At 70.5% G+C, this 21,148-nt stretch carries 23 protein-coding genes; 11 read left to right on the forward strand and 12 right to left on the reverse strand.

Going from position 1 to position 21,148, the window contains the following annotated elements; translation table 11 throughout:
• Nucleotides 1-8: 8 nt before the first annotated feature.
• Nucleotides 9-1,142 carry a GAF domain-containing sensor histidine kinase gene (locus tag LY40_RS08560; protein WP_258936470.1) on the forward strand — a complete coding sequence of 378 codons (1,134 nt, stop codon included), beginning with the start codon at nucleotides 9-11 and terminating at the stop codon, nucleotides 1,140-1,142.
• Nucleotides 1,143-1,328: 186 nt separating this feature from the next.
• Here LY40_RS08560 and LY40_RS08565 read toward each other — a convergent pair whose 3' ends face one another.
• Nucleotides 1,329-1,982, reverse strand: coding sequence for a response regulator (locus tag LY40_RS08565; protein ID WP_183780583.1), 654 nt, complete (start codon nucleotides 1,980-1,982; stop codon nucleotides 1,329-1,331).
• A 159-nt stretch (nucleotides 1,983-2,141) separates the two neighbouring features.
• On the opposite strand from LY40_RS08565, the gene LY40_RS08570 reads away from it, so the two are divergent.
• The gene (locus LY40_RS08570; RefSeq protein ID WP_258936471.1) at nucleotides 2,142-2,864 is read left to right on the forward strand and encodes a DUF427 domain-containing protein; all 723 of its coding nucleotides are present in this window, start codon (nucleotides 2,142-2,144) and stop codon (nucleotides 2,862-2,864) included.
• 12 nt (nucleotides 2,865-2,876) lie between these two features.
• Here LY40_RS08570 and LY40_RS08575 read toward each other — a convergent pair whose 3' ends face one another.
• The gene (locus LY40_RS08575; RefSeq protein ID WP_258936472.1) at nucleotides 2,877-3,014 is read right to left on the reverse strand and encodes a hypothetical protein; all 138 of its coding nucleotides are present in this window, start codon (nucleotides 3,012-3,014) and stop codon (nucleotides 2,877-2,879) included.
• Nucleotides 3,015-3,246: 232 nt separating this feature from the next.
• Between LY40_RS08575 and LY40_RS08580 the strand changes: the two genes are divergently transcribed.
• Both LY40_RS08580 and LY40_RS08585 read left to right on the forward strand, forming a co-directional pair.
• A complete protein-coding gene (locus LY40_RS08580; protein WP_258936473.1) occupies nucleotides 3,247-5,388 on the forward strand; it encodes an SMC family protein in 2,142 nt (713 codons plus the stop codon).
• 31 nt (nucleotides 5,389-5,419) lie between these two features.
• Entirely contained in the window at nucleotides 5,420-6,499 is a 1,080-nt protein-coding gene (locus LY40_RS08585) for a hypothetical protein (protein ID WP_258936474.1), read from the forward strand.
• Nucleotides 6,500-6,508: 9 nt separating this feature from the next.
• Here LY40_RS08585 and LY40_RS08590 read toward each other — a convergent pair whose 3' ends face one another.
• The 7 genes from LY40_RS08590 to LY40_RS08620 form a co-directional block, all read right to left on the reverse strand.
• The gene (locus LY40_RS08590; protein ID WP_258936475.1) at nucleotides 6,509-6,634 is read right to left on the reverse strand and encodes a hypothetical protein; all 126 of its coding nucleotides are present in this window, start codon (nucleotides 6,632-6,634) and stop codon (nucleotides 6,509-6,511) included.
• 437 nt (nucleotides 6,635-7,071) lie between these two features.
• Complete coding sequence (gene coaA, locus LY40_RS08595) at nucleotides 7,072-8,004, reverse strand: type I pantothenate kinase (protein ID WP_183780570.1); 933 nt, start codon at nucleotides 8,002-8,004, stop codon at nucleotides 7,072-7,074.
• A gap of 152 nt (nucleotides 8,005-8,156) precedes the next feature.
• Nucleotides 8,157-8,558, reverse strand: a complete 402-nt coding sequence (locus LY40_RS08600; RefSeq protein WP_258936476.1) for a VOC family protein — start codon at nucleotides 8,556-8,558, stop codon at nucleotides 8,157-8,159.
• A 37-nt stretch (nucleotides 8,559-8,595) separates the two neighbouring features.
• Entirely contained in the window at nucleotides 8,596-8,946 is a 351-nt protein-coding gene (locus LY40_RS08605; protein ID WP_258936477.1) for an ArsR/SmtB family transcription factor, read from the reverse strand.
• A gap of 62 nt (nucleotides 8,947-9,008) precedes the next feature.
• Nucleotides 9,009-9,578, reverse strand: coding sequence for a hypothetical protein (locus LY40_RS08610; RefSeq protein ID WP_258936478.1), 570 nt, complete (start codon nucleotides 9,576-9,578; stop codon nucleotides 9,009-9,011).
• 88 nt (nucleotides 9,579-9,666) lie between these two features.
• Entirely contained in the window at nucleotides 9,667-10,512 is an 846-nt protein-coding gene (locus tag LY40_RS08615) for a hypothetical protein (protein WP_258936479.1), read from the reverse strand.
• A gap of 86 nt (nucleotides 10,513-10,598) precedes the next feature.
• Nucleotides 10,599-11,273: a macro domain-containing protein gene (locus tag LY40_RS08620; protein ID WP_183780556.1), complete on the reverse strand. Its 675-nt coding sequence runs from the start codon at nucleotides 11,271-11,273 to the stop codon at nucleotides 10,599-10,601.
• 81 nt (nucleotides 11,274-11,354) lie between these two features.
• Between LY40_RS08620 and pheA the strand changes: the two genes are divergently transcribed.
• From pheA to LY40_RS08635, 3 genes are all read left to right on the forward strand, one after another.
• Nucleotides 11,355-12,266 (forward strand): prephenate dehydratase, encoded by a 912-nt coding sequence (gene pheA / locus LY40_RS08625; protein WP_183780553.1) that lies wholly within the window; start codon nucleotides 11,355-11,357, stop codon nucleotides 12,264-12,266.
• A complete protein-coding gene (locus LY40_RS08630) occupies nucleotides 12,263-12,880 on the forward strand; it encodes a histidine phosphatase family protein (protein WP_258936480.1) in 618 nt (205 codons plus the stop codon). The genes pheA and LY40_RS08630 overlap by 4 nt, the downstream gene beginning before the upstream one ends.
• A gap of 403 nt (nucleotides 12,881-13,283) precedes the next feature.
• Entirely contained in the window at nucleotides 13,284-13,997 is a 714-nt protein-coding gene (locus LY40_RS08635) for a DUF4232 domain-containing protein (protein ID WP_258936481.1), read from the forward strand.
• A 64-nt stretch (nucleotides 13,998-14,061) separates the two neighbouring features.
• Here the strand turns inward: LY40_RS08635 and LY40_RS08640 are convergent, their stop codons facing one another.
• The 3 genes from LY40_RS08640 to LY40_RS08650 form a co-directional block, all read right to left on the reverse strand.
• Nucleotides 14,062-15,324 carry an MFS transporter gene (locus LY40_RS08640; protein WP_258936482.1) on the reverse strand — a complete coding sequence of 421 codons (1,263 nt, stop codon included), beginning with the start codon at nucleotides 15,322-15,324 and terminating at the stop codon, nucleotides 14,062-14,064.
• A 135-nt stretch (nucleotides 15,325-15,459) separates the two neighbouring features.
• A complete protein-coding gene (locus LY40_RS08645) occupies nucleotides 15,460-15,798 on the reverse strand; it encodes a metallopeptidase family protein (RefSeq protein ID WP_221213050.1) in 339 nt (112 codons plus the stop codon).
• Between the two features lie 17 nt (nucleotides 15,799-15,815).
• Nucleotides 15,816-17,015 (reverse strand): septum formation family protein, encoded by a 1,200-nt coding sequence (locus LY40_RS08650; RefSeq protein WP_258936483.1) that lies wholly within the window; start codon nucleotides 17,013-17,015, stop codon nucleotides 15,816-15,818.
• A 477-nt stretch (nucleotides 17,016-17,492) separates the two neighbouring features.
• On the opposite strand from LY40_RS08650, the gene LY40_RS08655 reads away from it, so the two are divergent.
• The 4 genes from LY40_RS08655 (at nucleotide 17,493) to LY40_RS08670 (ending at nucleotide 20,895) form a co-directional block, all read left to right on the forward strand.
• Nucleotides 17,493-18,026 (forward strand): hypothetical protein, encoded by a 534-nt coding sequence (locus LY40_RS08655; RefSeq protein ID WP_258936752.1) that lies wholly within the window; start codon nucleotides 17,493-17,495, stop codon nucleotides 18,024-18,026.
• Nucleotides 18,027-18,029: 3 nt separating this feature from the next.
• The gene (locus LY40_RS08660; RefSeq protein ID WP_258936484.1) at nucleotides 18,030-19,193 is read left to right on the forward strand and encodes a glutathionylspermidine synthase family protein; all 1,164 of its coding nucleotides are present in this window, start codon (nucleotides 18,030-18,032) and stop codon (nucleotides 19,191-19,193) included.
• Between the two features lie 234 nt (nucleotides 19,194-19,427).
• Complete coding sequence (locus LY40_RS08665) at nucleotides 19,428-19,874, forward strand: DUF350 domain-containing protein (RefSeq protein WP_183780535.1); 447 nt, start codon at nucleotides 19,428-19,430, stop codon at nucleotides 19,872-19,874.
• Nucleotides 19,875-19,989: 115 nt separating this feature from the next.
• A complete protein-coding gene (locus LY40_RS08670) occupies nucleotides 19,990-20,895 on the forward strand; it encodes a haloalkane dehalogenase (protein WP_183780534.1) in 906 nt (301 codons plus the stop codon).
• The last annotated feature ends 253 nt before the right edge of the window (nucleotides 20,896-21,148 follow it).

Here is a 21,148-nt window from a genome sequence, read left to right on the forward strand (position 1 = left end):
GAAGTCTGATGGAACCGAACGTCGCCGCGCGGGCCCTTTCCGCCGCCACCGAGATCACGACGACCGTGCTGTCCGGGGACGATCCCGACGCCGTGCTGCCCATGGTCGTGCGGCACGCCGTGCAGATCGCCGACGCCGACCTCGGCCTGCTCATGGTCCGCGACGAGGACGGCAGCGTCACCGTCGAAGCCGCCTACGGTGCCGACACCACGGGTCTCGTCGGCCTCGTGCTGCCTGCCGAGTCGGCCGCCGGCCGGGTCGCGGGTGGTGCCGAGCCGGTGTTCGCCGACGACGTCACCAGCGACCCGCGCACCTCGCAGTTCGTGCCCGTCGAACTCGCCGGATACGGCCCGTTCGCCGCGGCACCGTTCGGCACCGGCGGCAAACGACTCGGGGTGCTCACCGCATACCGGTCGCCGCACCGCGCGCCGTTCGACACCGGCACCGGCGACCTGCTCACCGCGTTCGCGGGACAGGCAGGGGTCGTACTCGCACTGGCCGACGGTGCCGACGCCCGTCACCGGCTGACCCTGTACCAGGAGCGCGAACGCATCGCCCGCGAACTGCACGACGTCGTCGTCCAGCGGCTGTACGCGGCGGGCATGCAGCTCGACCGCGTGCATCGCAGGCTGCACCGGCGGTTCGCGCGCACCGAACGCGACCGGCTCGGCGAGGCCATCGAACAGCTCGACCAGACGATCGAGGAGATCCGCGGCACCGTGCGCGAGCTGCGATCACCCGAACCCGTGCCCGAGACCCCCGACGCCAGCGACCTCGCCGAGTCGGCACGCTCCGAGGTTCGCATCGCCGGTGAGCTGCTGGGCTATCCGCCCACCCTGGAACTGTCGGGGGAGCTGGCTGGCATTCCCGGCGAACGCGGCGACCACATCCGCGCGGCTCTGCGGGAGGCACTGTCCAATGTGGTGCGGCATTCCGGCGCGAGTGAGGTGCGCGTGACGCTCGAACGCGACGACCGCCAGGTCCGGCTGCGTGTGCGGGACAACGGCTGCGGCGTCCCTGCCGACGTCGCCCGGCGCGGGCTGCGTCATCTCGCCGAACGCGCCGACGCCGCGGGTGGCCGGTTCGACGTCAACTCCTCGCCCAGCATGGGCACGATGGTCGCGCTCGAGATTCCGCTGTAGCGACCGATCCGCCGCGTCGCAAAACCGGCCGGCCCGTGGGGACGTCGTCGGCTCGGGGTGTCTCGGGCACCGAACGCCGTGGACATGACCTGCTCGTGCGGTGCTGAGTGCAGAACACGGGGTGCTGAGTGCAGGACACGGGGTGCTGAGTGCAGGACACGGGGTGCTGAGTGCAGGACACGCGGCTCAGGGGGTGCGGTTCGGGTTCGCGGTGTGGCGGGCGACCCATGCGGCGGCCTGGGTGCGACGTTGCATGCCGAGCTTGCCGAGCAGCGACGTCACGTAGTTCTTCACGGTCTTCTCGGCGAGGAACAGGTGCTGGGCGATCTCGCGGTTCGACAGGCCCTGGCCGATGAGGTCGAGGACGCTGCGCTCGCGCTCCGACAGCCCTGCCAGGCGATCGGCCTCGGCGTCGCCGCGCATCGTGTCGAGCAGCCGGGCGGTGGTGACCGGGTCGAGCAGCGACCGCCCCGCGCCGACCTCGCGCACCGCGTGGACGACGTCCTGCCCGCGGACCTGCTTCAGCAGATACCCCGACGCTCCCGCGCGGATGGCGCCGACCATGGCTTCCTCGTGCTCGAAGGCGGTGAGCACCAGACAGTACGGCGGGCTGCTCAGCGCTCGTAGCCGACGGCACAGCTCCACCCCGTCGCTCTCCGAACCGCCGAGCCGCATGTCGACGACCGCCACATCCGGTTCGACGTGCAGCGCGACCGCCAGTGCCTCGTCCGCGGTGCTGGCCTCGGCTACGACGGTGATGTCCGGTTCGTCGCCGAGCAGGTCGCGCAGTCCGCGGCGGACGACCTCGTGATCGTCGACGAGGAGCACCTGGATGGCCATGATTCGAGGTTACGTCCTCCCCGATGGCGTCGCGGCAACGCGAGCCGCCTCCTCCGTCACCCGCTGAGCCGCCACCCGATGAGCGTCCACCCGAGGTTTCAGCGCCCATACGGGTGCTCGGCGCTGAAACCCCTCGTCAACGCGCGTACCGTCACGACCATGGTCGCCGAGGAGCCCCGCACGGAGCAGTCCGCGAAGCGGGTGCGCGTCGTGTTCGCGGGAGTCGTGTTGGCGGACACGACCCGCCCGTTGCTGGTGTGGGAGAACCCGTACTACCCGACGTACTACGTGCCGCGGGAGGACGTCCACGGCGATGCGCTCGTCCCGAGTGGACGGACCCGCGCGTCGCACCTCGGTGACGGGAAGCTGTCGACCGTGCACGCCGGCGGTCGGGAAGCCGTCGACGCCGCCGTCGAATACCCCGGTGACGTGCTCGGAGGTTACGTTCGCCTGGACTGGCACGCGATGGACCACTGGTTCGAAGAGGACGAGGAGGTCTACACCCATGCCCGCGATCCGCACACGCGAGTCGACATCATCCCGAGCTCGCGCGAGGTGCGCATCGACATCGACGGCGAACCGGTCGCCGTATCGAACTCGCCGTGGTTGCTGTTCGAGACCGGCCTGCCGGTGCGGTACTACCTGCCGAAACCGCACGTGCGCCTCGACCGCCTGACCCGCACCGACACCGTCACGCACTGCCCCTACAAGGGTGCGGCCGAGTACTGGTCCGTCGGCGAGCACACCGACATCGCCTGGTCGTACCGCGCCCCGCTGCCCGAGAGCCAGCGCATCGCGGGGCTGATCTGTTTCGCCGACGAGCGCGTCGACGTTCGCGTGGACGGCCTGCTCCAGCAGCGCCCGCGGACCCCGTGGTCGTAGGCAGACCGCCGTTCATCCCGGAAGTCCGTTCAGCACGGCCTTGGCGACGTCGTCGCTCACGGCGCATGCGTCCTTGGCCGCCTCGTCGGTGTGGTCGCTGTTGCCGATGACCGAGAACTGCTGACTTTCGTCATCTTCCGCGAGCTTCACACTCGCGCCGCACGATGTCTCCCGGCGCGACCCGCCGCCGGGCAGTGCCGATCGACCCGCCGGGCAGCGCCGATCGACGCTCAACCAGGTCGTGTCGCGTGGCCGGCCCGTTCCGTTACCGGAGCTCCACGATCGGGGACGTTCGACACGGCGCTCTCACACCCTCGAAGGACATTCCCTCCGGTCAAGCCTCGAAGACGGTTGGATACCGGCAGGTGTGAAGGGGGACGAGATGGTGAACTGGCGGCACGAGGCTGCCGAGGCGGTCGGCACGGAGACCGCCCACACCGGGGGAACGGAACAGGCCACTGAGGACGAGTGGCACGACCTGGGCCCGGTGCGTGACTCCGGCGACGGTCTTGTCGTGGACCTGCGCGCAACGCGCCTCGGCAGGCTGCTCGACGTGCGCCTCGCCGGGGCCGCCGGGCCGCGGGAGGGCGCGGCCGTACCGGTCGGGGTGCGCCTGCGGCGCGGCGTCCTCCGGCTCGACGACCCCGGCCCCCTGCCCGCCGAATGCGATCGTGCGTGGGCGCGGATCGCCGCCACCGATTACCGCGCGAGCGTCCTGCAGGGCCTCGGGTTCGCGCCCCTCGCGGACCGGCTCGCCACCGGCAGACCCGACCGTGCCCACGGCGACCCCAAGCGGGCGTGTTTCCTGCCCGGTGTCCGGCTCATCCGGGGCGGACCGGGCAGCGGCAAGACGACACTGCTGAACGAGGCGGCCGACGAACTCGCCCGGGACGGGTTTCGGGTCCTCCTGCTGACCCGCACCGAACAGGTCCTCACGTGCGTCCCCGACCAGGCACGGCTGACCGTGCAGCAACAACTCGCCGACCTTTCCGCGGCCGAATCGCGGTTGCCGGAGCTGCGCGAGTTGCTGCGCGGATTCGACCGGGCCGCCTACGACGCGGTGCGGCGCCGGATCGATGACCAGCTCCGTGCCGACGAGTTCGAGGAGCAGCTCACCGCGGCGCAACGGGACTACGACGTCGCGGCCGCGGATCTCGCGCAGGCCAGGCAGGAACTGCGCCGCGCCCGCGCCGACTGGACCGACGCCGCCGAGGGCAGGCGCAAGCTGACCGAACTGCGGGCACTCACGGCGCGACTGGCCGACGTCGATGCGGAGCTGGCCCGGCTGCACCTACGGGTCGAACGGCGCCCGTACCGCGGCAAGAACCGCGACCGCAAGGCGCTGTACCGCACGGAACGGGAACGTGATTCGCTGCGGCAGCGCATCACGGCGTGCAGCGAGGAAGCGATCACGGCCGAGCGCGCGTCGGCGTTGGACACCGCACTGTCGGATGCGCACCACTGGCTGGACGAGGCCGCGCGTGACGAGTCGGAGGCCTACACCCGCGTCCAGAAGCTGCACGCGAAGATCGCGCAGCTCCGGTCCACGAAGCCGTCGGAGCAGGACATCCGCTTCCATGCCGAATGCGTGCGCCGCGGCCTGCCGGATCTGCAGACCGAGTACGACGACCTGGCACGTGCCTCGGCGGAGCAGGCGGCCCGGCGCGGCCAGCTCGAGGAGCGGCTGTGGTGGCTCGGCGAGGGTGCCTGTGTCGGAACCGACGGCCCGGTGCACCGGTGCGACACGCTGCCGCACGGCGACGCCGGCACGCGGTTCGACGTCGTACTGGTCGACGATGCGGGAAGCAGGCCGCTGTCCGAGGTGCTCGCCGCCGTGGGGCTCGCCCGTCACACCGCCGTCGTAGCGGGGGATCCCGACTCGCCGCAGCCGTGGCTGGGTCCGGAGCTGCGTGACGAGGCCGCGGTGCGGCGCTGGTGCGGGGGGACGGTGTTCAGCCACTGCGGTATCCGCACGGCCGAGGACGCCCGCATGCACGGCGGCTGCTACGTGTTGACCACGTCGCGCCGGGTGTCGCTAGACCGTGACGCCGACCTCGCCGGTGCTGCCGTTGCGGACGGTACGGAGCGGCGGAAGGGCCGTGTCGTGGTCCTCGACACCGCGGGCGAATCGGTGCGGCACGCGGGGATCATCTCCTCGCTGCCTCGTGGCTCGGCCGTCATCGCTCCACATCGGACGGCTGCGGCCCGCTGGCTCGAAGCCGCGGGCCAGCGATACGACCTGGCCATCGGCACGGCCCGAACGATGCACGGCGAGGAGTTCGAGGTCGTGCTCGTCGACCTCGTCTCCGACGACTGGCACGCGCGCACCCGCGCCTTCGCCTCCGCGACCAGTCGTGCCCGCGGCACCCTGTACCTGTTGGCCGACGCCGCCGCGCTCGCGTCGGCCGCTCCGGGAACTCCGCTCGGCCGGGTCCATGCCGCCGGTGCGGAGCTGCGTGCCGTCGGTGACACCGGGGTGCCGGCACCGAGAGCTACCACCGACCCTGCGGTCGTGACACCATGATCCGGTGCGTCGACCCGGTGAACCTGCGCAGGTGACCGCGGTACTCGACACCCTCGAGCGGATGCTGGACGCGGGCACCAGGGCGGATGTCGCCCGGCTCGCGCGGCTGGCCGTCGATCGGCTCACCGCGTCGGCCCTGCCCGCCGCCTCCGCTCGGACCCCTTCGGAGCCCGCTGCGGACGAACCGGGCGCGCTCGATGCGCCCTCAGCCGAGGCCGGCGCACTCGAGGCCGGAGCACTCGAGGACGGAGCACTCGAGGCCGGAGCACCGGGGGTCGGGGCGCGCGGGACAGCTGCGCACGAGGCGTCGTTGGAACGGGCGCTCGCGTTGTACGCCCGCGCGTGTGCAGCGCATCCGCCCGAGACGATCGATCTCGCGGACTGGATTCTGGGCGTGTCGTTCGGTGATCCGCCCCGTGTCGTCTCACTGCACGATTTCGCGGATCCGCTCGGCGAGTACGGCATGGCGCACATTCGTGCCACTGTCGATTCCCGACTCGCGGAGTCCACAGTGGAAGACCCGGATCCGGTCGCGGAGCGGCTCGCGCAGGAGCTCGCAGCGCTGACCGGCGAGGTCGGCGGACTGGTCGCCACCTGGGAGAAACGTCTCCCGAACATCGAGGTCAGCCTGAAGATCGTACGGGTGTTGCGGGCCGCGGGCAGACACTCCGAAGCTCTCGCGCACGCCGCGCGCGCCCGCAGCAGCGATCCTTCCCGGATCGGTGACCTCCTCGCCGCGGGCCGCGACGACGACGCGTGGACATTGACGCGGAACCTGCTCGCCCCACAGGCCGGGTCCTGTTCGCACGCCGAGCCCGTGACGCCCGCCGCTCCGGCCGGCGTCGTCATCGACGTGTACCGCAGGCACGTCGACTCGCTCATCGACGGCAGGGATGCCCGTAGCCCGGCCGAGAACTACGCACGTGCCGCGGTGGCGCTGCGCCGGCTGCGGACTCTGCACCGCGACGCGGGCACGTCCGCCGAGTTCGCCGATTACCTCGCCGGTCTCGTCGAACGTCATCGCCGCAAGTCCCGGTTGCTGGACGAGATCCGCGCCGCCCGCATCGCGTTGCCGACAGCGCCGTCACAGCGGCGGTCCCGGCGGTCCTGACCGGTTCGCTCAGGGCGCGGTCTTCTGCGCGCGGCGGGACTCGTCGGCGTCGAGTACGAAGGCGCCGCACGCCATCGCAAGCAGCACGATGATCCCGAGAATCGCACCGATCCACGTCACGATGGTCGCCAGCATGGCTACCGTCCCTTCCCCCTCGTAGGAGTTCGTGTTCCGTTCACCAGGGTCGGGCCTGGACTGGACCTTCAGCCATCGGCCAACCGGCTAAACCACGCGCCCTTCGATCGACCGAAAGCACGAGAGAGCGTCGCGCTCCGCGGTCGTCGAAACCCCTGGGCGGCGTGTGGGTGAACAGACTCGTGACGGTAGCCGGGCATGCGCCGTTCCGCCGCGGGAACGACGAAACCCGCAGCCAGGATGCGACCTTCGGAGGAGCGCCGACGACCCTCGGCACCGAGGCCGTCGCACGGTGGAGCCATGCCGGTGAACCACCCGCACCCGGCCGTCCCGCCGCTGTCGCAGGCAGGATCACCGCCGGTCGTCGGCCACGGGCGGACACGGCACCCGCGTGCCCTCACCGAGGGTCACCGTTCGTCGTCCCCGGAAGGGGACCGTCAGAGCTTGCGCAGGCGCACGCGGTTGATGGAGTGGTCGCTGTCCTTACGGAGCACGAGCGTCGCGCGCGGGCGCGTGGGACGGATGTTGTCCACCAGGTTCGGCTCGTTGATCGTCTTCCACAGGTGCTGCGCCTCGAAGCGGGCGTCCTCGTCGGACAGGCCCGCGAAGTGGTGGAAGTGCGAACTCGGGTCGGCGAACGCGGTGTGCCGCAGCTTGAGGAACCGCTCGATGTACCAGCGTTCGATGTCACCGGTGTGGGCGTCGACGTAGAGCGAGAAGTCGAACAGGTCCGACACGGTCAGGCTCGGACCGGGCTGCAGCACGTTCAGCCCCTCGATGATGAGGATGTCCGGGCTCTGCACCGTCTGCTGCTCGCCGGGAAGGATGTCGTAGGCGAGGTGCGAGTAGACGGGCGCGTGCACTTCGGCGGCACCGGACTTGACGTCGGTGACGAACCGCAGCAGCGCACGCCGGTCGTAACTCTCGGGAAAGCCCTTGCGGTGCATGATCCCGCGGCGCATCAGTTCGTCGCGCGGGTACAGGAACCCGTCGGTCGTGACGAGGTCGACGCGCGGGTGGTCGGGCCAGCGGGCCAGCAGGGTGCGCAGGATGCGCGCGGTGGTCGACTTGCCGACCGCGACGCTGCCCGCGACGCCGATCACGAACGGGGCCTTGGAGGGACGGGTGTCCTCGCCGAGGAACGTCGTCGTGGCTTCGTACAGCCGTTGCCGAGCGGCCACCTGCAGGTTGATCAGCCGGGACAGCGGCAGATACACCTCGGCCACCTCGGTGAGGTCGATCTGCTCGCCGAGGCCTCTCAGGCTGACCAGTTCGTCCGCGGTGAGCGGGAGCGGCGTGGAGCGTCTGAGCTCCCGCCACTGGTCACGCTGCAATTCAACATAGGGGCTCAGCTCACGGACCCGTGGCATTCGCTCACTCCTCGCCCGTCGGTGGGCCGGCGTTCCCGCGACTTTCGTAACGCAGTTCTTACGGTAAGACGTGGCGTCCGAAAACGGACTGTGACGTTGTGCACCTCACCGGTGGTGTCCGTTGCGACCTCGGGGGCGCCGCTGACCGCGCGCTACGCGGGTGCGGGGGCTTCGGTGGCGATCTGGATGAGGTTGCCGCACGTGTCGTCGAGGACCGCGGTCGTGACCGGGCCCATCTCGATGGGCGCCTGGGTGAACTCCACGCCGAGCGCGGTCAGCCGTTCGTACTCGGCGTGCACGTCGTCGACGGCGAACTGCGCGAGCGGGATCCCGTCGGCGATCAGTGCGTCGCGGTAGGGCTTGACCGCGGGGTGGCCGGCGGGTTCGAGCAGCAGCTCCGTGCCTCCCGGGTTCTCCGGCGAGACGACCGTCAGCCAGCGGGCGCCGCCTCCCATGTCCACGTCGTGTTTGGTGCGAAAGCCCAGCACGTCGGTGTAGAAGCGGTGGGCCTTCTCCTGGTCGTCGACGAAGACGCTCGTCATGTTGATTCGCATGGTCGGCTCCATTTCGATGTCGGGTGGGTGCTGCCGGTCATTCCCCGGCTGCACCGATGTCGTGGGTCGTGCCGGTGTGGCTGTCGCCGGTCTGAGGTGTGCCGGTCTGTGGTGTGCCGGGACGGTCGAGCCACCGCACGGTGATCTCTTCGAGCGGGCCGGTGTCGAGGTAGTGGAACTTGTACCGGCCCTCGCGCCGGGTCTCGACCAGTCCGGCGGCTTCGAGGACGTCGAGGTGCTGTGAGATCGCCTGCCGCGACGAGGCGAGCCCGTGCCTGGTCGTCAGCCGGCCGCAGAGTTCGAACAACGTCTGGCCGGTGCGTTCGGTCAGCTCGTCGAGGATCGTCCTCCTGGTCGGATCGGCGAGTGCCTTGAAGACGTCGGCCACGACGACCACGTTAGGCAAGTAGCTACTTGCGTGTCAATCGCTTGCCTGTCCGGGTGAATGGGTCAGCCAGTCCACCCCGCGACGCCGAGCGCCCGGAGTCGCGCGCCGAGCTGCGCGGCCAGCAACTGCGGGTTCTCCGCCGCGAAGCACGCCTCGCCCTGCGGCGTCGCGACGGCGACGGCGGGTCCGGGCGGCACCTGGATGTTCGGGTTCAGCTGCGGCTGGGCGCCCTGCTGGATGTCGACGAGGCGGATCCCCGTGATCTGCGAGAGGGGGATCTCTCCGGTGCCCATCGTGATGTGAATCATCCGGGAGGACGCGCGCAGTGACCACCGCAGCGCACGGTCGTCGAACCAGACGCGGCAGTCCCGAAGCGCGTCGTACGGCTTCATCCGATGTTCGAGCGGCATGGCGGGGGCGGCCGCTGCGACACCGATCGGATCGGGGCCGGCCGCGGCGGGCTGACCGGTTCCGAGGGGCTGGCCCTCGGGTGGGGGCTGGCCGGATCCGGTCTGGGGTGCCGGGTAGGAGCCGGCACGGGGCGTGCGGGAAGGCCGAGTCATGAGCACGGCAAGGACGACCGCGACCGATCCCAGCCCGACGAGCACCCAGATCCAGATGGTCATGGACACGATCGGAACCCTACCGCCGCCCCGGGTACCGGGACCCGATCAGCGGAGCCGCCCCCGGACCGGTCCTCGCGTCGTGCCGCACGCAGGGTCAGCGTGGCCACACTGGCAGCCCCAGGGCGTGCAAGCGGCTCTGGAGCTGCGCGGCCAGCAGCTGCGGATCCACCGCCGCGAAACACACCTCGCCCTGCGGGGTCGCCACGGCCACAACCGGCCCTGGCAGCACGGGGAAGTTGTTCAGCCGCGTTCCGGCACCCTTCTCGACCTGGGCGATGCGAACTCCCGTGATGTGGGTGAGCGGGATCTGCCCTGAGCCCATGGTCACCTTGATCATGCTGCGGGACAACCGCAATTGCCAGCGCAGCGCGTGGCCGTCCATCGACACCCGGCAGTCCCCGAGCGTGCCGTGCGACTTCATTCGATGCTCGATCAGCAGGCCCGGTGCGGTGGCCGCGAGCGTGACCGGGTCGGGACCCGCAGGTGTGGTCGGCCGTGGCGTCGCTCGGCCGGCCGGCTCGCCGTACAGGGTGCGGTGCGCGTGACCGGTGGCGACGACAGCGGCGCCGATCGCGAGGGCGGCGAGCCCGACGAACGGCCATGCCCAGGCGTTACGCTGGAAGGTCGCGATCACGGCGGCGAAGGCGACTCCGCACAGCTGCACCGCGCCGAGCCCTGCAACCTGGGAAACCCAGTGCGTCGTATGCGTTCGAGAGTGTTCGGACAGCACGAACCACAGCAGGTACGCCGTGATCGGCGCCACCACGAACGCCGAGATTCCGACCGTCCACCACTGCGACAGCACCAGTACGACGATCGTTGTCGCGACCACGACCGCCTGCGACACCATCACGGCGGCGGTGAGGGTCGTGCTCGCTCTCGTCCATCGACGTTCGTGCTCGGCCTGCCATTCGGGCCGGACGGAGAAGGGGACGGGCACGGCCTGACCCTACCGTCGCCCGGTATCGGGACCGGGTTGTCGGACGTCCGACCCCGGGTCCCGTCATCGCGGTCGGGGCCGCCGGGTCAGCTCCCGAACACCTCGTCCCACGCGGCGGCGACCTGGTGGGCACAGGTTTCCGGTGCGACGCCGCCGACGCCGGTGCCGAGTCCGGGCAGCGCGATCGTCGTGACCGCCTCGCGCAGCGGCACCGCTCCACCGGCGACCGCGCCGTTCGCGCCGTCCGTTCCGTCGGAACCCTCTGCGGGGTCGGCCGTTCCCTCGGCCCACAGCATGAACACCGCCTTCGCCGCGAGGTACGGATGCACGGTGTCCGGCGGCAACTGCTCACCGGGTTCGCGCATCGTCGGCGCGCTGATCAGCCACGCCGGAGTCGGTTCCCCGGTCGGTACGGCGAGCGCTTCACCGACGGGCAGTTCCCCGCCGTGGTAGGCGAGCACCGCGCTGCGTACGCGCTGCTCGATGCCGGGAAACGCCTTGGCGTACATCGCGTCGATGCCGCCGCGCATCCAGCCGTACGAATTGGCCGGGCTCACTACGGCATGCGCGCCGACGTCCAGCACCGAGCCGTGGTGGACGCTCACCGGCCCGGACACCTTGCCGGCCGCCGATTCCCACGCCAGGGCGAGCGGCTCGTCGACTGCGCACAGCACGACCTCCGGTGCGGCCGGACGGCGGTCTGCACCGGTCACGTCAGCCACACCATTCCGCGTTATATGGGTGCCTGATTCGGCGGTCACCCGTCCAGGATCGCAAATACTCGCGAGTTGTGTAACGGGCTGTGGGAGTGAACATTTTCGCGATCGGTAACCTTGTCGGTTGTGGTACGCATAGCGTTCTTCGGTCCGGAAGGTACTTTCACCGAGCAGGCGGCGCGGAATCTCGCCGGCGGTGATCAGCTGTTTCCGGTGGAGACAATCCCAGCAGCTTTCGACGCCGTTCGCAGCGGAGTGGCCGAGGGCGCGTGCGTGCCGGTCGAGAATTCCGTCGAAGGCCCGGTCACCGCGACGCTCGACAGCGCCGTCGACGGTGACCCGCTCGTCGCGGTCGCCGAGGCGCTGTTGCCGATCCGGTTCAGCGTCCTCACCCGCTCCGACGCACCCGACCCGCCCCGCACCGTCGCCAGCCATCCGCACGCGCTCGCGCAGGTCCGCGGCTGGCTGGCCGAGCATCTGCCGAAGGCCGAACAGCTCGTCGCCTCGTCGACGGCCGGCGCCGCGGTGGGAGTGCTGGAAGGCGAGTACGACGCCGCCGTAGTCGCGCCGGTCGCCGCGGAGCACTACCCGTTGCGCGTGCTGGCCACTGACGTCGCCGACCTCGCCGATGCGCGCACCCGGTTCCTGCTGCTGCGCAGGCCGGGACAGCTGCCCGAGCCGACCGGCGCCGACCGGACGTCGATCGTCGTGGCCGCGGCCAACCGCACGGGGTCGCTCGCCGGGCTGCTCACTGAGCTGGCGATGCGCGGCATCAACCTCACCCGCCTCGACGCGAGGCCGGTCAAGGGCGACTACGGCACGTACCGGTTCTTCTTCGACTTCGAAGGCCACATCGCCGAGCCGCGTATCGCCGACGCGCTCGCCGCGCTGCGCAGGCGCTCGACCGAGGTGCGGTTCCTCGGCTCGCACCCGCGCGCCGACGGCGTGGCGGCCACTCTCGAACCCGGTGCGGGTAACGATGACTTCGCCGCGGCCGACGCCTGGGTGGAGGCCGTCCGGAAGGGAGAGCTCGCGTGAGGCTGTATCTGGTGCGGCACGCACAGAGTGAGGCGAACGTCCGCAAGATCCTCGACACGGCGTTGCCGGGGCCGCCGTTGACCGAACTGGGCAGGCAACAGGCCCGGGACCTGGCGGAGCGGCTGGGTGGCGAGCCGATCGCGGCGGTGTACGCCTCCTACGCCACGCGTGCCCGGCAGACGGCCGGCCCGTTGGCCGATGCGCTCTCGATGGAGGTGACGTTGTTGCCCGGCGTGCAGGAGGTCAGCGTCGGCGATCTCGAGGGACGCGGCGACCAGGAGGCCCTCGAGCTGTACGGGAAGATCGTCGGCCAGTGGCTGGACGGGCGGCTGGACGTGCCGCTGCCCGGTGGCGAAACCGGCCACGATGTGCGGAAGCGGTACGTCGAGGCGATCGACGGGCTGCGCGACCGGCACTACGGCTCCGGCGAGGCCGTCGTCGTGGTGAGCCACGGCGGTGCGATCCGGTTCGGCGCGGAATGGCTGGCCGGGAACGTGACCTCGGAGATCGCCGACAACGGCCTGTTGCCCAACACCGCGGTGGTGCGACTCGACGCCGACGCGAATGGCGGCTGGCACTGCTCCGAATGGGCGGGTATCAGCGTCGGGAACTGATCGACCGCTTCCCGTCGAGTCTTCACCGTGTCGTCATCGTTGTCACCGCGTCGTCGCTGTTGTCACGGTGTCGGCGCGGCGGTGCCGAGCGTGTACTGCTGCCGTGTTTCCGTGACGCGAATGGGTGGTGTCGAACGGGAAACCGTCGATGCCGGCGTGAGGAAAGTGTTGCCGAACACATTCGGGCGGTTCACCAGAACGGTCCCATGATGTTGTCAGCGTGATGTTGCGCCGATGATGTCGGCCGATCACGGTTGTGGTCCCGGCGGGCTCCGTGCGCAGGCGTTTCGAGCATGCCGTGAATTGTTATCCCGCCTTGACCGCGGGCGGGAAAGTTCTGCGCAACCGAAGAGTGCGTGAAACGTCTTCCGGGTAGCCGACATTCCGGCAAGGGAGGCGCGTGATGAACAAGATTCGTGAAACCGCTTCGCATAGGTCGATCGTCGCGGGTGCGGCGATTCTGGCTCTCGTTCTCGCCGGCTGTGGTGGCCCGGCGGACGGTTCCGATTCGCAGGGAGCGGGCCAGCAGGAGGCCTCATCGACCGCATCCGAGGGGAACGGATCCGGCGATTCCCCGGCAGCCACCGCCGACAAGCCCACCGCAACGGCTGACGCCGACGCCGGTGACGGCTCCGCGCCGCAACAGGACGCACCCAAGCAGGCCGTGCCCACGCGTGAGCGGGCCGGATCCGGAGACACGTGCCTCGCGGCGGACCTCGAGCTGTCCCTCGGCCGCGGCGAGGGCACCGCGGGCACCCACTACCGCCCGCTGCGCTTCACCAACGTCTCCGACTCCGCGTGCGTGATCCACGGCTATCCCGGGGTCTCGTACGTCGCGGGCGACGACGGGCACCAGGTCGGCACGGCCGCGTACCGCACGGGCGGCAAAGGTGCGCCGGTGACGCTGCAGCCGGGCGCCACCGCGCACGCGGACGTCGGATTCGTGCAGGTCCGCAACTACGACCCGGCCGAGTGCAAGCCGACCCCGGTTCGCGGTCTGCGCGTGTACCCGCCGCACGAGACGAACTCGATGTTCGTCAAGGCTCCCGGCACCGGGTGCGCCGAGTTCCCCGGCGGCCAGCAGCTCACCGTCGCGACCGTCAAACCCGGCCGCTGATCGCGCAGGACCGACCGTGTGGGGATCTCGTCACGCTGGGGTCCCCACCGGTACCGGCCGCGGCTCAGACCGTGCCGGGGCGTCGGCCCAGCATCAGCACCGCGACGACCGTGACGACGCCGAGCGCGATCTGGCAGGCGCCGGAGAACGCGAACGTGGCGCTCGTCGACCCCAGGACGGTCGTCAGCAGACCACCCAGCAGGGCACCGACGGGCAACATGCCCCACACCACGGTCCGCCACACACCGAGCACCCGGCCCAGCAGGTCGGCCGGCACGAGGCGGTGGCGCGTGGTGGCCAGCAGCACGTTGGCGACGACCACGGCACCGGCGAACACGCCGAACAGCACCGCGCTCACCACAGGTTGGGCCGAGAAGCCCATCGCCACGAACGCGGCCCCGGCCGTGGCCATCGAACCGGCGAGCACGTAACGCCCGCGGAACCGGTCGATCAGTCGTGAGGCGACCGCCGCGCCCGCCAGGCCGCCGAGGCCGCCGACGAGGCCGAACACGCCGAACGCGGCTTCGGTGAGCGAGAGGTCCTCGAGCGCGTACAGCACGAGCTGGGCCTGCGCGAGCTCCGACGTCAGCGCCAGCCCGCCCGCCGCGACGACGAGCCGCCACATGATCGGGTTGGCGATCAGCCAGCGCATGCCATCGGCGAGGTCGGAGCGCAGGGTGGCCGCGGGCCGGTCCTCGCCGCCGGCCGCCGACGACCGCTGTGGCCGGAAACTGCCGGCCAGTGCGAGCAGCAAGGCGGCACCGATGGCGAACGACGCCGACGTCAGCAGGAACGGGAACGCCGCGAACACCGCGAACGTGAGACTGCCCAGTGGGCCGCCCGCGAAGGTCTGCCCGACGATCTCGGTGGCCTGCAGCTTGCTGTTGGCGCCGGACAGTCCCCTCTGATCAACCACCGATGGGATCAGCACGTTGGCCGCGCTGTCGGCCACGACCTCGGCCACGCCCACGACGAGCGCGCCGAGATAGACGAGCCAGATCGACGCCGAGTCGGTCAGCACCAGCACGGTCATGCCGGCGATCGCCACAGCCCTCCCGGTGTTGGCCAGCACGATGGCCTTGCGCCGGTCGACCCGGTCCAGCATCGCGCCGGCCAGGACCGCGAGCAGCAGCCACGGCAGGAACTGGGCGGCCGACAACCCGGCGATCAACACCGGGTCGCGCGTGACGGTCGCGGCGAGGAGCGGGAAGGCGACCTTGGCGATACCGTCGCCGAGGTTTGCGGCGAGATTGGCGCCCAGCAGCAGGGATAGTCCGCGGCGGGCGGGGGCGGGGGAAGTCACTGTTGTGGTCGGATCTTGCGCCATCGTGTTAGAGCAGAACGTGCTCGGCCGGTAGCCGCTAGTAATCCTACCCTTTCGGGCGAATGTCTCAGTCGGAAACGCGACTTTCGCAGGGTGCGTGCCGCATGCGCCGTCGGTGTCCGGACGGGCGGCCTCGGGTCAGCCCCAGCCGAGTTCGTGCAGTTTGGCGTCATCGATGCCGAAGTGGTGGGCTATCTCGTGCACGACGGTGACCAGCACTTCTTCGACGACGTCCTCCTCGGTGTCGCAGATACTCAGGATCGGCCCGCGGTAGATCGAGATGCGGTCGGGCAGCACCCCGCCGTAGTCGTGGCCGCGGTCGGGGAGCGCGACCCCGTGATACAGCCCGAGGATGTCGGGCTCGGACTCGTTGTGTTCCTCGACGAGGACGACGACGTTGTCCATCGCACTCGCGAACTGTTCGGGAACCTGGTCGAGCGCCGACGCGACGAGCTCCTCGAAGCGCTGCAGCGGCATGTCTACGGCCACGCCGGTCAGCCCCCGTTCCGCTCGCCGCTGACGTCCCCGCCGACGTCGCCCACGTCACCATCGAGCTCGCCGTCGAGGTCACCGCCGGATTCTAGGCCGGAGCCCGTGTTGCCCCCGCCGTCGTCGGAGCCGTCGGAGCCGTTGCCACCGTTGCCGTCGTTGCCGGAGCCCCGGCCGTTGCCGTTGCCGTTGCCGTTGCCGCCGGAGTTCTGGTCCGAGCCCTGCGACGTCTTGTCATCGGCACCCGCCGAGGCGCTCGGCTTCGACGCGGCGTCTTTCGCGACGCTGCCGCGGATCGGAGCGAGCCCGCTCTCGTCGTCCAGCAGCGCCCCGACCTTGCAGTTCACCCGGGTCGAGCCGGCCTGCCAGCTCTCCTTCGTGCGGGTGTCCCACGCGGTGATCAGGCCCTGTTTGCGCAGGTCGGCGTCGCCGGAGTAGTCGCCGACGAGCTTGTTGCACCGCTTGTCGAGGAACTTGTTCTGGTCTTCCTGCGACGGGAACGAGTCGAACTCCTCGCCCAGGTCGACGACCGCGACCATCTCGTAGGAGTGCTGCTCGGCGCAGTCGACGGGGTCGCTCGGCGACTTGTCCTCGATGCCGAGGCAGGTGCCCTTGTCCCACACGTCCGACTGGTCGAGCTCGGCGGCGGGCGCGTCGAGGGTCTGCAGCGATCCGCCCGGTGCGGTGCGCTGGAGGCCGCAGTGCATCCGGCGGTCGCCGGAGTCCCACCGGCGCTCGTCGGGTTGCAGCACGCCGAGGCTGAGTTTGCCCTCCGGGTCCAGTTGCCCGTCCAGGTACTCGCGCGCCTTCTGGCCGCAGCGCTGTTCGGTGAGCGTGCGCCAGGTGTCGGCGTCGGGCTGTTTCGCATCGCGCGGGTACTGGTCGGAGATGTCGATCGAACCGATGACCTCGAACAGGTGCGGCTCGTCGCAGCCGACCTTGCGGATGTCGCCCGCGTCGGCGGCCTGCCAGGTCAGACAGGTGCCCGCGGGCGAACTGAACGCCTGGTAGCGGGCCTTCGCGGCCACTTCGGAGCGCTCCTGCGTGCGCTCCTCCGGCGTCTCGAAGCCCCACCCCAGCAGCCACGACAGGGACATCGCCGCAATGGCGCCCACGAACACGCCCGCGACCAGGACACGGGTACGGCGCGCCGTTTTCGTGCGCGCGGGCTTTTCCGGATGGAACCGGCGGGGCTCTTCGGACATCCATTCCATGATGCCTGCTCGTGACAGCTGTTGCCCGCGGGTCGCTAGGGTTGGGGCCGACCTCGGACGGGTGATGGCCCGGTCGGCGGACGAGCCGAGTGGTCGAACGACCTGGACCGGCGAGCCGGGGGAGCGAACGCAGGGTGCGCGAGCGAGGCCGATGACCGGACTCCGGTGGCCGGCCCTGGGGAGAGACCCCGGTACGGGGCCGGCGGACGGGAACCGGCAGACGAGAACAGGTGCCGACATGTGGAGCCTTCGAGCATGAGCGACGACAACAACACGGCTGGGGGGCCGCAGGACCCGTGGCAGGGTCGGCCGCCGGGGCCACCACAGGGCGGGCAGTCCTACGGGCAGCAGCCGCCGGGGGGAATGCCCGGCGGTCCGGAGCAGCAGGGCGGACAGCAGCAGCCGGGACAGCAGGGCGGGCCCGAACAGCACGGGGCGTCACAGCCGGGACAGTCACAGCCGGGTCGGATGCGGTTCCAGGATCCGTCGACCGCGGCGCCGCGGGAGCCCACGCTCGCCGAGCAGCGTGCTCGCCAGCAGGCGGCCGTCGCCGAGCGGGAGCGGGCCGCACAGGCCGAGCAGGCGCGGCTCGCGGCCGAGCAGAAGTCGGACAGCCGGCGCAAGCTGCTCATCGGCAGCGGCGTCGGGCTGGGCCTGGTCGGTCTGGTCGCGGGGTGGTACCTCGTCAAACCGGACGACGTCACCGCGGTGTGCACCGACGCCGACGGCACGGTCGTCGCGAACGACGACTACTGCGACGAGGACTACGTCAACAGCCACGGCGGATACGTCAGCGGCGGGTTCATGTTCCTGCCGATGCCCGGCGGCGGCATGCAGCAGTACCGCTACAACTACGGCGGCAGCGGCACGCCGGGCACTCAGGTGCAGGGCGGTTCGTACAACAAGCCGTCCGGGGCGAACATCTCCACCAAGTCGGGCAAGTCCATCCAGCGGGGCGGCTTCGGCGTCAGCGGCGGCAGCTTCGGCAAGAGCGGAGCCTGATCCGTGCGGCGATCCACCTCAGCACCCCGCCCGAACTGGCAGCAGACCGTCGAGCAGCAGGGGCTCGTGTTCGGCACCCCGGCCCGCTACGGCGACGGCAAGGCCCGGCCCTACTGGGACGAGTCGGTGCACTACGTCATCCCCATGGAGGAGGTGCTCGCGCTCGAGGCCGACATCGAGCTGCTCCACTCGATGTGCCTCGACGCCGTCGACCACGTGGTGACCACGGAGCGGTACCGCGAGTTCGGGTTGCCCGAATGGCTGTGGCCGTACATCGCCGAGTCGTGGAAGCGGCAGGATCCGCACCTGTACGGCCGGTTCGACCTGCGCTACGACGGCCGCGGCCCCGCCAAACTGCTGGAGTACAACGCCGACACGCCGAGTTCGCTGCTCGAGGCGGCGATCCTGCAGTGGCACTGGAAGACCGAGGTCTTCCCCGACGCCGACCAGTGGAACTCGCTGCACGAACAGCTCATCGAACGCTGGCAGCACGTCGGCGGGCTGCTGCCGTCGAAGGAAGTGCACTTCACGTGGTCGAGCGCCGACACCAGCGGTGAGGACCACATCACCACGACGTACCTGCAGGAGACCGCCGCCGAGGCCGGTCTCGACACGGTCGCGCTCGCCATCGAGGAGATCGGCTGGGATCCGCTGCTGAAGCGATTCGTCGACCTCGAGGAGGCGCCCATAGGCACGGTCGTGAAGAACTACCCGTGGGAATGGATCGTCGAGGAGGAGTTCGGCAGGTACGCCGCCGAATCATTGCCGCAGACACTGTGGGTCGAACCGCTGTGGAAGACCCTGCTGTCCAACAAGGCGCTGCTCGGCATCCTCTGGGAGAACTATCCGGGGCATCCGAACCTGCTGCCCGCGTTCAACGACCAGCCCGGTCTGCTCACCGAGTACGTGCGCAAGCCCAAGCTCGGCAGGGAGGGTGCGAACGTGCAGATCGTCGCGCCCGGCTACGAGACCGAGACCGCGGGCGTCTACGGCGCCGAGGGCTACACGTTCCAGGCGTTCGACCCGCTGCCCGAGTTCGACGGTTTCCGCCCTGCGATGGGCGCCTGGATCGTCGGCGACAACGCGGCGGGACTCGGCATCCGTGAGACCGCGGGGCTCGTCACCGACGACGGTGCCGCGTTCGTCCCGCACCGCATCCCGGAATGACCGCAGACCGATGACCGCAGACCGATGACCGCGGACCGGCGCCGGGCACCGGCTGGCACCGCGTCCGAAATGTACCCGCAGCCGATACCGCGTCCGATTGCACGCGGAGCCGGCTGGCACCGTGTTCGACCGACTCCGTGTCCGGTGGGTGACCGCGCCCGGCCGGCGACCGCCGGCCCCCCGGCACCGGCCGGACGCCACCGCTTTCGAAAACTGAGCAAGGGAGAGTTCCACGTGAACGTCGCACTGTCCGAAGGCTTCTTCGGGAACATCGCCTGGGGCATCGGGGCGATCGCCCTGTACGCGATCGTCGGCCTGCTGCTGATGTTCATCGGCTTCTACGCGATCGACTTCACCACGCCCGGCAAACTGTCGGAGCTGGTGCGCCGCGGCCTGCCGAACGCCGTGATCGTCACCGCCTCGGGGCTGCTGTCGATGGCATTCATCGTCGTCGTCGCCATCTGGGCCTCCACCGGCGACCTCGCCGAGGGACTGATCATGTCGCTGGTGTTCGGGTTCGTCGGAATCGTCGTGCAGGTCGCCGCGGTGCGCGTGCTCGAGTTCGCGACCCGCATCGACGTCCGGTCGACCATCGAGAGCGAGCGGTTCGCCCCCGCGAGCCTCGTCGTCGCGGCCGCTCACCTGGCGCTCGGCCTCGTGGTGGCCGTCGCCATCTCGTAGCGGTCCCGCCGCGCCGGACGCCGCCACCGGCGCCGCGGATGCAGTCTCGTGACCGGACCGTCGCGTGATCGTTTCGCGGGCTTGTCAGGTGCACCTGACGCGCTACGGTGGCGGCGTGCGGCTATTGCGGACCCCAGATGATCGTTTCGAGAACCTCCCCGGCTTCGACTTCCCCGAGCGTTACGCCGAGATCGACAGCCCGGAGACCGGCATCGTCCGCATCGGGTACGTCGAGGCGGGTCCCGCCGACGGCCCGGTCGTGCTGCTGCTGCACGGCGAGCCGAGCTGGTCGTACCTGTACCGGAAGATGTTGCCGGTGCTCGCCGACGCAGGGCTGCGTGCGATCGCACCCGACCTCGTCGGCTTCGGTCGTTCGGACAAGCCCGCCGACGTCGCCGACCACACCTACGCCGCGCACGTCGAGTGGATGCGCGCGTTCGCGTTCGACGCGCTCGACCTGCGCGACGTCACGATCGTCGGCCAGGACTGGGGCGGGTTGATCGGCCTGCGCCTCGTCGCCGAGCACCCGGAGCGGTTCGCGGGCGTGGTGGCGGCCAACACGGGACTGCCGACCGGTGACGAGGGCATGCCCGACGTCTGGTGGTCGTTCCACGACGCCGTCGAGAAGGCGCAGGTGCTCGACATCGGCCGCTTCGTGCAGTCCGGCTGTGTCACGAAGCTGACCGAACCGGAGCGGGCCGCCTACGACGCGCCGTTCCCGAACGAGATGTACAAGGCCGGTCCGCGGGCGATGCCGTCGCTCGTGCCGACCACGCCGGACGACCCGGCCACGGAGGCGAACCGGGCGGCGCGCGCCGCGCTCGGCAAGCTGTCGATCCCGATGCTCGTGGCGTTCTCCGACAGTGACCCGATCACCGCGGGCATGCGCCCCGTGCTCGAGCGCCTCCCGGGTGCGGAGAACCGCAACCACCCGACGATCACCGACGCGGGTCACTTCCTCCAGGAGGACGGCGGACCGGCGCTCGCGAGCGAGATCGCGACGTTCGTCCGCTCCCTATAGTCCGCGCTCGACACCGCGTGTCCTGCACTCGGCACCGCGTGTTCTGCACTCGGCACCGCGTGTTCTGCGTTCCGGCGCCCGTGTTGCTCCCGCCCGTCTCCCTGCCCCGGACCCTCGCCGACGGCGCCCGTGCCCTGCGTTGCAGGGCCGGGTTGCCCCCACGCGTCACCCGGTGACCACGCCTCGACGGCACCGGCGCGAGACGGCTGTCTCGTGTGGGGCGCCGCCTCGGCGAACCTGCCGCCGACCGCGT

Origin of the sequence: Prauserella salsuginis, from assembly GCF_024648885.1 — a bacterium.
In the GTDB taxonomy this organism is placed as follows: Bacteria; Actinomycetota; Actinomycetes; order Mycobacteriales; family Pseudonocardiaceae; genus Prauserella; species Prauserella salsuginis.

Coding starts and splice junctions, on each gene's coding strand:
- LY40_RS08560 (WP_258936470.1), top strand. CDS start 9: ATGGAACCGAACGTCGCCGCGCGGGCCCTTTCCGCCGCCACCGAGATC.
- LY40_RS08640 (WP_258936482.1), bottom strand. CDS start 15,324: ATGGCGCAAGATCCGACCACAACAGTGACTTCCCCCGCCCCCGCCCGC.
- coaA (WP_183780570.1), bottom strand. CDS start 8,004: ATGCCACGGGTCCGTGAGCTGAGCCCCTATGTTGAATTGCAGCGTGAC.
- LY40_RS08580 (WP_258936473.1), top strand. CDS start 3,247: ATGGTGAACTGGCGGCACGAGGCTGCCGAGGCGGTCGGCACGGAGACC.
- LY40_RS08650 (WP_258936483.1), bottom strand. CDS start 17,015: ATGTCCGAAGAGCCCCGCCGGTTCCATCCGGAAAAGCCCGCGCGCACG.
- LY40_RS08635 (WP_258936481.1), top strand. CDS start 13,284: ATGAACAAGATTCGTGAAACCGCTTCGCATAGGTCGATCGTCGCGGGT.
- LY40_RS08570 (WP_258936471.1), top strand. CDS start 2,142: ATGGTCGCCGAGGAGCCCCGCACGGAGCAGTCCGCGAAGCGGGTGCGC.
- LY40_RS08645 (WP_221213050.1), bottom strand. CDS start 15,798: ATGCCGCTGCAGCGCTTCGAGGAGCTCGTCGCGTCGGCGCTCGACCAG.
- LY40_RS08565 (WP_183780583.1), bottom strand. CDS start 1,982: ATGGCCATCCAGGTGCTCCTCGTCGACGATCACGAGGTCGTCCGCCGC.
- LY40_RS08655 (WP_258936752.1), top strand. CDS start 17,493: ATGCGGTTCCAGGATCCGTCGACCGCGGCGCCGCGGGAGCCCACGCTC.
- LY40_RS08590 (WP_258936475.1), bottom strand. CDS start 6,634: ATGCTGGCGACCATCGTGACGTGGATCGGTGCGATTCTCGGGATCATC.
- LY40_RS08600 (WP_258936476.1), bottom strand. CDS start 8,558: ATGCGAATCAACATGACGAGCGTCTTCGTCGACGACCAGGAGAAGGCC.